The organism is Streptomyces sp. NBC_00885, from assembly GCF_045207475.1.
In the GTDB taxonomy this organism is placed as follows: Bacteria; Actinomycetota; Actinomycetes; order Streptomycetales; family Streptomycetaceae; genus Streptomyces.
This window is the reverse complement of record NZ_CP108796.1, coordinates 7,877,586-7,888,808: the sequence shown is the minus strand read 5'-3', so window position 1 is coordinate 7,888,808 and position 11,223 is coordinate 7,877,586. Positions and strand designations below refer to the sequence as shown.

General features: G+C 69.8%; 10 protein-coding genes and 1 pseudogene. 9 read left to right on the top strand and 2 right to left on the bottom strand.

Annotated elements, in window-relative coordinates:
• Window positions 1-59 precede the first annotated feature (59 nt).
• Window positions 60-920 (bottom strand): universal stress protein, encoded by an 861-nt coding sequence (locus OHA61_RS35985; RefSeq protein WP_406306560.1) that lies wholly within the window; start codon window positions 918-920, stop codon window positions 60-62.
• Window positions 917-1,822 carry a universal stress protein gene (locus OHA61_RS35980; protein ID WP_406306559.1) on the bottom strand — a complete coding sequence of 302 codons (906 nt, stop codon included), beginning with the start codon at window positions 1,820-1,822 and terminating at the stop codon, window positions 917-919. Before OHA61_RS35980 ends, OHA61_RS35985 begins: the two co-directional genes overlap by 4 nt.
• Before the next feature lie 233 nt (window positions 1,823-2,055).
• Here OHA61_RS35980 and OHA61_RS35975 point away from each other — a divergent pair, with 233 nt between their 5' ends.
• The 9 genes and pseudogenes from OHA61_RS35975 to OHA61_RS35935 all read left to right on the top strand — a co-directional run bounded on the left by OHA61_RS35975 (window position 2,056) and on the right by OHA61_RS35935 (window position 11,199).
• The gene (locus tag OHA61_RS35975; RefSeq protein ID WP_406306558.1) at window positions 2,056-2,682 is read left to right on the top strand and encodes a CBS domain-containing protein; all 627 of its coding nucleotides are present in this window, start codon (window positions 2,056-2,058) and stop codon (window positions 2,680-2,682) included.
• A complete protein-coding gene (locus tag OHA61_RS35970; protein WP_406306557.1) occupies window positions 2,675-4,003 on the top strand; it encodes a nicotinate phosphoribosyltransferase in 1,329 nt (442 codons plus the stop codon). The genes OHA61_RS35975 and OHA61_RS35970 overlap by 8 nt, the downstream gene beginning before the upstream one ends.
• On the top strand, window positions 4,000-4,716 hold the full coding sequence (locus tag OHA61_RS35965) for a CBS domain-containing protein (RefSeq protein ID WP_406306556.1): 717 nt from the start codon (window positions 4,000-4,002) through the stop codon (window positions 4,714-4,716). The genes OHA61_RS35970 and OHA61_RS35965 overlap by 4 nt, the downstream gene beginning before the upstream one ends.
• Before the next feature lie 129 nt (window positions 4,717-4,845).
• Window positions 4,846-4,971, top strand: a pseudogene (locus tag OHA61_RS35960) (DUF4389 domain-containing protein); the annotation flags it as partial.
• 130 nt (window positions 4,972-5,101) lie between these two features.
• Window positions 5,102-6,007 (top strand): universal stress protein, encoded by a 906-nt coding sequence (locus tag OHA61_RS35955; RefSeq protein WP_406306555.1) that lies wholly within the window; start codon window positions 5,102-5,104, stop codon window positions 6,005-6,007.
• A gap of 22 nt (window positions 6,008-6,029) precedes the next feature.
• Window positions 6,030-7,019, top strand: coding sequence for an Acg family FMN-binding oxidoreductase (locus OHA61_RS35950; protein WP_406306554.1), 990 nt, complete (start codon window positions 6,030-6,032; stop codon window positions 7,017-7,019).
• A 54-nt stretch (window positions 7,020-7,073) separates the two neighbouring features.
• A complete protein-coding gene (locus OHA61_RS35945) occupies window positions 7,074-9,890 on the top strand; it encodes a cation-translocating P-type ATPase (protein ID WP_406306553.1) in 2,817 nt (938 codons plus the stop codon).
• The gene (locus tag OHA61_RS35940; protein WP_406306552.1) at window positions 9,887-10,546 is read left to right on the top strand and encodes a potassium channel family protein; all 660 of its coding nucleotides are present in this window, start codon (window positions 9,887-9,889) and stop codon (window positions 10,544-10,546) included. Before OHA61_RS35945 ends, OHA61_RS35940 begins: the two co-directional genes overlap by 4 nt.
• Window positions 10,543-11,199 carry a potassium channel family protein gene (locus tag OHA61_RS35935; protein WP_405595499.1) on the top strand — a complete coding sequence of 219 codons (657 nt, stop codon included), beginning with the start codon at window positions 10,543-10,545 and terminating at the stop codon, window positions 11,197-11,199. The genes OHA61_RS35940 and OHA61_RS35935 overlap by 4 nt, the downstream gene beginning before the upstream one ends.
• Window positions 11,200-11,223: the final 24 nt, after the last annotated feature.

The following is an 11,223-nucleotide window of genomic DNA, read 5'->3' as shown; positions in this document are numbered from 1 at the left end:
GATCGACGGCGACGGGGCTGGTATGAAGCGGATCGGGTCGTGGCATCGCGAGGCGCGGTTCACGGCGTGGGAACCGTGATCACCGGGCAGCGAGCCCGGTGCAGCACGCCGTGGACGACCGATCCCAGCCGCATGCCGCTGTGTCCGCCCCGGCCCCGACGGCCGACCACGACTGCCAGTGCGTGCTCGGAGGCCCGCGCAAGCTCCTCGACCGGATGCCCGCGGACCACCTCGTGCGTCAGGGCCACATCCGGGTACTTCTCCGACCAGCCCGCCGTTGTTTCCGAGAGCAGCCGTCGGCGCTCCTGCACCGCCTCCGCCTCGTCCGTGAACGAGACCACCGGGGGCGGCCACACCCAGAGGGCACGCAGGCCGGCCCCCCGCAGGCTTGCTTCCTCGAAGGCCTGGGCGACGGCAGCGCGCGAAGCCTGGCTGCCGTCGACGCCGACCACCAGGTAGGGCGGCTGCTGCGTCACATGCTCGGGCTCTCCCACGACGACGACCGGACAGTTCGCCTGTGCGCTGACAGGCACCACCACCGAACTCGCGCTGAAGAACTCCTCCGCCCGGCCGAGCCGACGAGAGCCGAGGACCACCATCCGGGCCTGTGCCGAGTGGCGGCATAGCGCCGGGGCGGGAACCCCGTCGAGCAGGTCCGTGATCACCTCAAGCTTCCCGTGCCGCTCCCGTATCCAGGAGGCAGCGGACGTGAGTGCCTCGGCTCCTCGACGCCGCAGCTCGATGTGGTGCGCGGTGGAATCGGCGTGGCGTGTGTCGTGCGACGGCGGCACGGCCAGCAGCAGCCTAAGGGCAAGCTGTCGGCGGTGGGCCTCGTCGGCGGCCCAGGCAAGTGCGGGGCGGGACTGGTGCTGCGGGTCGACGCCGACGATCATCTCGCGGCGCTCTGCGAGGGCTGTCACTGTTCCTCCCGGTGTCGCTTGCTCTCGCGCGGAATGAGCTCCACGGGGCATTCGGCATGGTGGAGAACCGCATGCGTCACCCGTCCCAGCGTGGGGCCGAAGGCATCGGGCGGTCGCCGGCCGCCCATGACGAGCAGGTCGGCCTGACGTGATGCCTCCACGAGGGTCCCGGCGACGGAGGCGCCCTCTTCCACGTCCGCGGTCACGGTCAGCTCGGGGAATTCATCCCGGATCCGGTCGGCCAGCGTGGAAACACGGTGCAGGTGCTGCTGGGCGATCTCGTCGACGTCGTCCAGCATGGTGGCCACCATGCCCACGTACCGCAGCACTTGCCAGACGCTCAGCAGACGCAGCGACGCCTTGCGGAGTTCCGCGGCGCGCGCCGCGTGCCGGACGCAGTCGAGGTCGTCCTCGTCGCGGACGGCGGCCACCACCACACCGGCCCCCGCCCCTTGTGCTGCGCCCCTGACCACCACGACGGGGACCGTCGCACCCGCCGCCACGCGGAGCCCGACGGAGCCGAGCAGCAACGCGGCGAAGCCTCCGTAGCCGCGGTTCCCCACGACGATCGTGCCGTCACTGCCTGCAGCGTCGAGCAGGCTGACGGTTGGCTCCCGTGGGCTCAGTTCCTTGTTGATCTGCAGTTCGGGGTACTGCTCCGCCAGCCGGTCCGCCGTGTCCTTGAGCACGTCGCGCCCGCGCTGGCGCACGCGCTCGACGGTCTCGACCGAGGCGTACAGAGCTCTCCGGTAGGTGTCGGCGGCATAGAGGAGGCGCAGCGGCCTTCCTCGCCGGTCGGCTTCGGCCGCGGCCCAGTCGGCAGCCGTCGCCGCATTCGCCGAACCGTCCACGCCCACGACGACCGTCCCGAGCTCCGGTTCGGCCGCAGTGCTGCTGCCCATGTCTACTCCTTGCCGAGTTCCATCGGGGATCACGCCCTCACGGTGTCACCACGAGATGGGCAGGGTGAGGGCCACAGGGGTCCGTGGCAGGGCCGAAGGTCCCTCTCCGGCCGCCGCTGATCCATTCGGTCCCCTCCGAGGACCTCTCGGCCCTGTGCACGCGGGCGGGATTCGTTCCACGCTTGCATTCAGGACGGCCTGATCCGGCACGTGATGGAAAGGACTGGCGCGCCATGAGGCACCGCAGTGTCGCGGACCTGATGTCCCCCACGGCCGTGAGCGTGCAGCGGGGCACCCCGTTCAAAGAGATCGCCCGCCTCCTCGACGAATACGGCATCACCGCCGTACCGGTGATCGACGACAACGAGCGGCCCGTCGGAGTCGTCTCCGAGGCCGACCTGCTACGTAAACAGACATCGAGAGACACATCCAGCGTTGCCGAGGGACTGATGTCCAGTCCGGCGATCGTCGCGCAGCCGGGGTGGAGCGTGGTCCGTGCAGCCAGGGTCATGGAGAAGAAAAGGATCAAACGGCTGCCCGTCGTCGACGGGTCGGGCCGTCTGGTCGGTGTGATCAGCCGCAGCGACCTCCTGCAGCTCTTCCTGCGGCGGGACCGGGCGATCCAGGAGGAAATCCTCGAGGACGTCGTCACCCACACCCTTGGGCTGCCGCCCTCTGCGCTGACGGTAGAGGTCACCGACGGCAGCGTCACTCTCAGCGGCACCGTGGCGCGCAAGAGCCTCATCCCCATCACCCTGCGGCTGTGCGAGAGCGTCGACGGGGTGGTGGACGTGATCGACCGGCTCGCCTACGACGTGGACGACTCCGCGGCTGTGAAGGGCGGCGACCGCCATGTCTGAGGTGACCACGACCGATCTGTACGAAGTGACGATGGCCATGTCCTACCTGCGGGAGGGGATGCGTGCTCCGGCCACTTTCAGTCTGTTCGTGCGGGACTTGCCGCCCGACCGCGGGTTCCTTGTGGCGGCCGGCCTGGAGCCGTCGCTCGACTACCTGTCCCGCTTCCGCGTCGGTCCGCACGACGTGGAGGAATTCGCCGACGCCCTGCACCGGCCGGCCGCGGACCTTGAACCGCTGCTCGGCCTGGGATTCGACGGCGAGGTGCGTGCTGTCCCCGAGGGGCGGCTCGTGTTCGCCGGAGAGCCGCTGCTGGAAGTGACCGCGCCACTGCCGCAGGCCCAGCTCGTCGAGACCTACCTGCTCACTCAGCTGTGCCATCAGACGGCGGTCGCCTCCAAGGCGGCCCGCTGTGTCATTGCCGCCGCGGGGCGGCCCCTGGTGGACTTCTCACTGCGTCGTACGCACGGGCCTCAGGCGGGATTCCAGGCCGCCCGGCTGGGCGCACTGGTCGGCTTCGCGGGCACCAGCAACGTCGCCGCGGCCACGAGCCTCGGTATACCCGCTTCGGGCACCATGGCTCACTCGTACATCGAGGCTTTCCAGGGCGAGGAGGAGGCGTTCCGGGGATTCGCACGTGCCCATCCAGGACCGGTGACCTTCCTCGTCGACACGTATGACACCGATGGCGGAGTCGCGATCGCGGCGCGGGTGCTCAAGGAGCTCGGGCGCGGTCCCGGCTGCGCCATTCGCCTCGACAGCGGTGACCTCGGGGCTCTCGCGCGCAGGGCGCGGGACATTCTCGACGCCGCAGGGCTCATGGACGTCCGCATCATCGCCAGCGGTGGCCTCGACGAGTACGCAGTGGACGAGCTCGTGCGGGCCGGCGCCCCGATCGACGTGTATGCGGTGGGTACCCGCGTCGGCGTGGCCGCGGACGCGCCCTACCTCGACGCGGCGTACAAACTGGTGGAGTACGACGGGCGGCCGGTCATGAAGCTCTCCTCCGCGAAGGTCACGGCCCCTGCGCCGAAGCAGGTCTTCCGCCGGTCCGGCCTCGCCGACGTGATCGGCGTGTGGAGCGAGGACATGCCACCCGGCGCGGAACCTCTGCTCCGCACGGTCATGCGCAGGGGCAGCAGGACGGGGAGGCCGGACAGCCTGTCGGACGCCCGCGCGCGGTTCGACGCCGATCTCGCCGCTCTCCCGGCCTCGGCACGGCGTATCCACGGCCCCGAATCACTCCGTCCGGTCACATCCGAGCGGCTGGCGGCCCTGACCGCGGCCGTGCGTCACCGTATCGAGGAGGAGATACGGACATGAAACTGAGCAAGGTCGGAAACGTGATGGTGGGCGAGGTCATCTCGGTGATGCCTGCCACGCCGTTCAAGGATGTCGCCAAACTGCTCGCCGAGCACGACAGCACCGGGCTGCCCGTCCTCGACGACGACGGCAGAGTGCTCGGGGTCGTCTCCGAAAGCGACCTTCTCGTCCGTCAGGCGTCAGCCGGCGGGGCGGACGAGGAACAACAGGGACCTCGGCACGGCCGGACCGCGGGCTCGGCTGCGGACACGCGGGACGACAAGCGGGAAGGCCTCACCGCCGGCCTGCTGATGTCCGCACCCGCGATCACAGTCCATGCCGAAGACACGGTTGCCAAGGCCGCCCGGACGATGCTCCGGCGCGGCGTCGAACGGCTTCCGGTGGTGGACGCCGAAGACCGCCTGGTCGGCATCGTCACACGGCGCGATCTTCTCCAGGTGTTCCTGCGCCCCGACTCCGAAATCCGCCGCCACGTGATCGAAGACGTGCTCACGGACACACTCGGACTGGCCCCGAACGTGATCGAGGTCCATGTCGTCGACGGGGTGGTCACGCTGGAGGGGCAGCTGGAGCGGCGCAGTCAGATCCGTGTGGTCCTGCAGCTCACGCAGCGGTTGGACGGAGTGGTGTCGGTGGTGGACCGCCTCTCGTCACGCGTCAACGATTCCGGGCTGACACCACCCGAAGGCGCGGAGTACGGGTGGCCCTGGTGAGCCCGGGACGACACCCCCAAGGCCGACCGGCCCTGCCGGAGCAGCCGGCCCGGCCCTCGCGCCGCAGTCCCCGGCGGGCCCAGCCTGGAGCCGTGACAGCTGAAACAGCAACGCCATCAGCACGACCTCTTCGAGCTGATCATCGGGCTGAACCGGTGGGTGCTGCGGGTCGTCGCGTACGCGGGTCTGACGACGGACGAGTACCCACCGTTCCGGCTGCACATGGGTGGCGCGGATCCGGTCGCCCGGCCGTGATCAGGGGAGGTCCCGCGGGGCGCCGGGGCCGGTCGGCCCCTTCGTGGGCCCCTTGGCCCCTCCTGTCACGGCCGCCGGACCATGACGCTGGAACTGTGGCCGCACGCGCGGCCCTGAGGAGGTCCGCACCATGACTCGCAATGTGACCGTCGGCCTGGACGGGTCGCCCGAGAGCCGCGCCGCCGCCGCTTGGGCTGCCCAGGAGGCATTGCTGCGCGAAGTGCCCCTGCACCTCGTTCACGCGGAGGAGTGGCCCACGACCGCGGCCATTCCCATGGTCGGACCCGAAGTGCAGCAGCAGTGGGCCGACAAGGTCCTGGCCGATGCCGCGGACGAGCTGAGGCAGCGCCATCCCGGACTGGAGATCACTGCACGACGGCTCTCCGGAAGGCCCGCCGCCGCCCTGCCCATCGAGGCGGGTGACGCGGAGATGCTGGTGCTCGGCTCACGGGGTCTCGGCAGCATCATGGGCTTCCTCATCGGCTCGGTCGGCATGGCCACGGTCAGTGCCACCGAGCAGCCGGTCGTGCTGGTACGGGCACCCAAACACCAGGACAAGGAGCCCCGGGCCGGATCCGGCGACGCCGAGCAGCTGGACACCGCGTCCCCGTACCGCGACGTGGTCGTCGGCCTGGACGTCTACCAGTCCTGCGACAAGCTCCTGGCCTTCGCCTTCGACGAGGCCGCACGCCGTGGCTGCACTCTCCGCGCCGTACACGGCTGGACGCTCCCCCTCGTGTTCAGCTACGCACCGATACTCGACCCCGGCATCCAGCTGGAAGTGGGCCGGCAATTCGAGCGGGCCCTGAGCGACATGCTGCTGCCATGGCGGCAGAAGTTCCCGTCGGTGCAGGTTGTCGAGCGGGCTCTCATCGGTTCGCCTGGGCAGCAGTTGGTGTACTCGGCGGCCGACGCCGACCTGGTGGTCGTCGGCCGGCGCCTCCGCCGGGCTCCACTGGGTGGGCACATCGGCCCGGTCGCCCACGCGGTGATGCACCACAGCGCCGCACCTGTCGCCGTCGTCGCCCACGACTGACCCCGCTCGGGAGGAGGATCAAGTGCCCTCACCACCGCTCGACCCGACCACCGTGACAGCCCTTGTCGAGGACGCCACGGCAGCCCCGTCCATGCACAACGCACAGCCCTGGAAGTTCCGGTACCTGAGCGGCACCGGAACGATGCAGCTGCGCGCCGATCCGGAGCGCACGATGCCCAAGTCGGACCCGACGCACCGTGCCGTCCATCTCGGCTGTGCCGCCGCGCTGTTCAATCTGCGGGTGGCCGCCGTGCACGCCGGCCGGGAACCGGTCACCACACTGCTCCCCGACCCCTCCGATCCGTGGCTGCTGGCCGAGGTGAACCTCGCCGAACCCGCGGGCCCAGAGCACGATCTCGCCGTACTTCACCCCGCTGTCCGCAAACGGCACACCAGCCGCCACCCCTTCACCGACGAGGAGATCCCGGACGACATCCTGGACGGGCTGCGCGGCGCCGCCCTGCTCGAAGGCGCCCGGCTGTACCTTCCCGAAGCGTGGCACGTGAAGTCCGTACTGAACCTGGTGCACGACGCCGAGGGCCGTGAAGCGCTCCACCCCGAAGTGCGGGAAGAGATGGCGCGCTGGACCGACACCGGCGCCAAGGCCGACACTTCGCGGCGGGAAGGAATCCCCGCATATGCCTTCGGCCCCCGTCAGCACGATGTCACCGCTCCCATGCGGGACTTCGCCGGCCGGCATCCCGTTCCCGGTCGTGGCTCCGCCACCTTCGAGAAGCAACCCCGCCTCGCTCTGCTCGGTACGGCCGGAGACCGGGCGGAGGACTGGCTGCGCGCGGGTCAGGCGATGGAGCGGGTTCTGCTCCAGGCCACGCTGGACGGGCTGGTCACGTCCCTGACGTCGCAGGCCCTCGAATGGCCGGAACTGCGGTGGGCGGTACGCGACCCGGGGTCGGCGATGGGTCATGTACAGATGGTGATCCGCCTCGGATACGGCCCCGAAGGTCCCGCGACCCCGCGCCGGTCGGTGAGCGATGTCCTCGAATTCACGTGACCCGCACGGGTGCCCGGCCCGCCCTTTGGGTCGGCGCGCTTCAGGGACGCGGTAGTGGCCGCCCCGACGGATGTGCTGACTCCCGGCGGCTCGGGCGGGGACGCTTCGGCGGATGCCGAGGGTCCCGCCATACGGACGCTGTCGCCCGCCGACGTGTACTCCGCGCTGGACACGTCGCCCCGTGGCCTGACGACCGAGGCAGCCGGCGCCAGGCTCCGGCGGTTCGGGTCCAATGAACTCCCGCGAGCGGCGCACCCGGCCCTGTGGCGGCAACTGGCAGCCCAGTTCACGGACCTCTTCGCGGTCGTCCTGCTCATCGCTTCGGCGATCACCGCTCTCGCGTACACACTCCAGGAGCCACGGGACCCCGGCACACTGCAACTCGCCGTGGCGATCCTCGCAGTGGTGGTCCTGAATGCGTCCATCGGGTTCGCCCAGGAGTACTCGGCCGAGCGGACGGCGGAGTCGCTGCAGGCGATGGTGCCGCACACCTGCCGCGTGCTGCGCGACGCCGTGCTCCGGGAACTGCCCGCGCGGGAGCTGGTGCGGGGGGACGTGGTGATTCTCGAAGCCGGGGATGCGGTGTCCGCCGACTGCCGCCTGGTGGAGGCGCACGACATCACCGTGAACAATGCCGCGATCACCGGGGAGAGCGACGCGGTCCGTCGCGGCCACGAGCCCGAGCGGCAGGGCCCGGTCCTTGAGGCGCGCAACTGTGTCTTCATGGGCACCGACGTCGTGGCGGGAACCGCAAAGGCCGTGGTCTTCGCCACCGGCCGGTCGACCGAGTTCGGGCGGATCTTCCAGCTCACAGCCGCCGCACCGCGGCAGAAAACTCCGTTGCAGCACCAGGTCGCCTCGATGGCGCGTCGGGTGGCGGGTGCGGCACTGGCCGTCGGATCGCTTCTGTTCGCCGTACGGCTGCCCGCGGGGCAGGACCTCGTGTCGGCATTCGTCTTCGCCCTCGGCGTGATGGTCGCGCTCGTCCCCGAAGGGCTGCCCGCCACGCTCTCCGTGTCCCTCGCGATCGGCGTCCGGCGCATGGCCCGCCACCATGCTCTGGTGAAGCAACTGCTCGCCGTCGAGGCGCTGGGCTCGACCACGGTGGTGTGCACGGACAAGACCGGGACACTGACGCAGGCGGAGATGACCGTCGTCCAGGTCTGGGCCGGAGGCGCCATCCACACCGTGTCCGGGGTGGGTTACGAGCCGACCGGTGAGGTCACGGATCCCGAACCGGTGCGCGCTGTCCTGCGGACCGCGGCGCTGTGCAGCAACGCTCGTCTGGTGCCGCCCTCCGACGGCGGTCGATGGCATGTTCTCGGGGACACCACCGAGGGTGCGCTGCTCGTAGCCGCCGCCAAGGCCGGGCTCGATCGGGCCGCCGAAGAGGCGGCCGCTCCGCGCGTCGGCGAGCATCCCTTCGACTCCGTACGCAAGTTGATGAGCACGGTGCACTCCGGGGACCACGGTTACCACGCCTGTGTGAAGGGCGCTCCCCAGGAGTTGCTCGAACGGTGCACGGCCATCGACCGACAGGGCGAAGTGATCGCGTTGACCGACGCGCTGCGTGCGGAGGTGATGGCCGTCAATGACGAGCTGGCCACGCAGGGACTGCGGGTCCTTGCCTCCGCCCGGCGGGAACTCTCAGGCCCGCATCCCGACCGGGACACTGTCGAGTCGGGGCTGACCTTCCTGGGACTCGTCGGCATGCTGGACCCGCCGAGGCCCGAGGTACGAGAGGCGGTCGCCGCCTGCCACCGGGCCGGTATCCGTGTCGTCATGGTGACCGGGGACCATCCGCTGACCGCTGAGGCCGTGGCCCGGCGCGTGGGGATCGTGCGGCATTCCGCTCCGACGGTCGTGACCGGCGCCCGGCTGAACGAACTGGACGACGAAGCCCTCGACGGACTGCTGGCCGGCCAGGGCGATCTGTTGCTGTGCCGGGTCAGCCCCGAGCACAAGATGCGAGTGGTCACCGCCTTCCAGCGGCGTCACGAGGTGGTCGCTGTCACGGGCGACGGCGCAAATGACGCCCCGGCACTGAAGCACGCCGACATCGGTGTGGCCATGGGCGCGTCGGGAACGGATGTGGCCCGGGAAGCCGCCGTCATGGTGTTGCTCGACGACTCGTTCGCCTCCATCGCCACGGCTGTGCGGCTGGGCCGTTCCGTCTACCAGAACATCAGGAAGTTTCTCGTCTACGTCTTCAGCAGCAACATCGGGGAACTCGGCCCGATCATCGCCGCGACCTTCGCCGGGTTCCCCCTGGTTCCCATCAGCGCGGTACAGATCCTGGCCATCGATCTGGGGTCGGACGTCCTGCCCGCACTCGCCCTCGGTGCCGAGCGCCCGGAGGACGATGTCATGGACCGTCCGCCACGCTCGCGGCACGAGAGGCTGTTCTCGGGGGCCGTGATGGGACGCATCCTCTTCCTGGGTGGGATCCAGGCACTGTGTGGGTGCGCCGTCTTCTTCTGGCACGTCAACGGTTCAGGCATTCCGTACTCCCACTTCACCGAGGACAACACCGTCTACCGCGAGGCGATCACTCTGGTGCAGGCCGGGATCGTCATCAGCCAGTTCTTCATCGCCCTGACATTGCGCACGGAACGCGAGAGCGTCTTCCGGGCCGGTCTGCTGAGCAATCCCTGGCTGCTTGCCGCCGGGGGTATCGGGCTCGTCTGGATGGCGGGTATCAGCTATTGGCCTCTGCTCCAGAACGTGTTCAACACGGCCCCCATCGCCGTCACGGACTGGGCGGTCCTCGCCGGACTCGGCACCCTGCCGCTGGCCGCCGATGAGGCCCGCAAGTGGTGGCTGCGGCAACGCCGCAGCTCCAGAGCCGTCGAGCAGGGAGGAAAGCGATGAGAATCATCATCGTGGGCTGCGGCCGGACGGGATCCGCACTCGCCGTCCGGCTCACCGAGGAACGCCATGACGTACGGCTCGTCGACCGCGAACAGAGCAGCCGACGGCGCCTGCCCGCAGGGTTCCCCGGCCAGTTCCTCGAAGGGAACGGATTCAGCCGCGCCGTCCTGGAGCGAGCGGGTATCGAGCACGCCGACGCGCTCGTCGCCGTCACCTCCGGGGACAACAGCAACGTCGTCACCGCGCGGACCGCGAAGGACACGTACCGAGTACCCATCGTGCTCGCCCGCATCTACGACCCATGGCGCGCCGACATGTACCGGGAACTGGGCATCCCCACCATCGCCAGTGTCCGCTGGACCGTGAACCAGATCCATCAGATGCTGCTGCACCGCCATCTCACACCGGAACTCACCTTCGGCAACGGCGAAACGCTCCTGGTCCGTTCGCAGCTCCCGGCCTACCTCACCGGGCGCCAGCTCGCCGAGTTCGACGTCGACAGTGAGATCCGTGTCGTGGAAGTGACGAGAGGGGGCCGCTCGCTGGTGCCCGCCCACGGCACGGCAGCCGAGCCCGGAGATCTCGTCACCTTCGCCGTCGCCGCCACCGCGCTCGGCCGTCTGCGTGGCTTTATCGACAAGGAGCTGGGGACATGAAGGCCCTCATCGCCGGCGCCGGGCGACTGGGCACCCAGATCGCCCAGGTGCTCGCCGCCGCCGGGAACGACGTCACCGTGGTGGACGCGAACGCCGACCGCATCAATACGCTTCAGGGACAGCTCGCCGTACACCTCATCCTGGGGGACGCCTGCGAACCTGCGGTTCTGGACCAGGCCGGCGCCCACACGGCCGACCTCGTCATCGCCGCCACGGGAGAGGACGAGGACAACCTCGTCATCAGCCTGCTGGCCAAACGGCAGTGTGCCGCGCCACGCGTCGTGGCCCGCGTCAACGACAGTGAGAACGCCTGGCTGTTCGACCGGCGCTGGGGTGTCGACATCGCCGTCCCCGCTGCCACTCCGCTCATCTCCCTCATCGAGGAGGCAACCGGTGCCACCGATACCGTGGCCCTGCTGCGCCTCAGCAAGGCGGGCGTCGACATCATCGAAACCGTGATCACCACGCACTCTCGCGCAGTCGGCAAACCCCTCTCGGACATCCCTCTGCCCGACGGAACCGTCGTCGCCACCGTCATACGGGACGGCCGGCCGACCGTGCCCGGACCGGCCGTCCGCCTCCAGCCCGGTGACGAGTTGCTTCTTGTCTCGCACAGCGCCACCGAGCAGGAGATCCACTCGGCGTTCCAGTGAGTGCACCCACTGGGCCGAAACGGG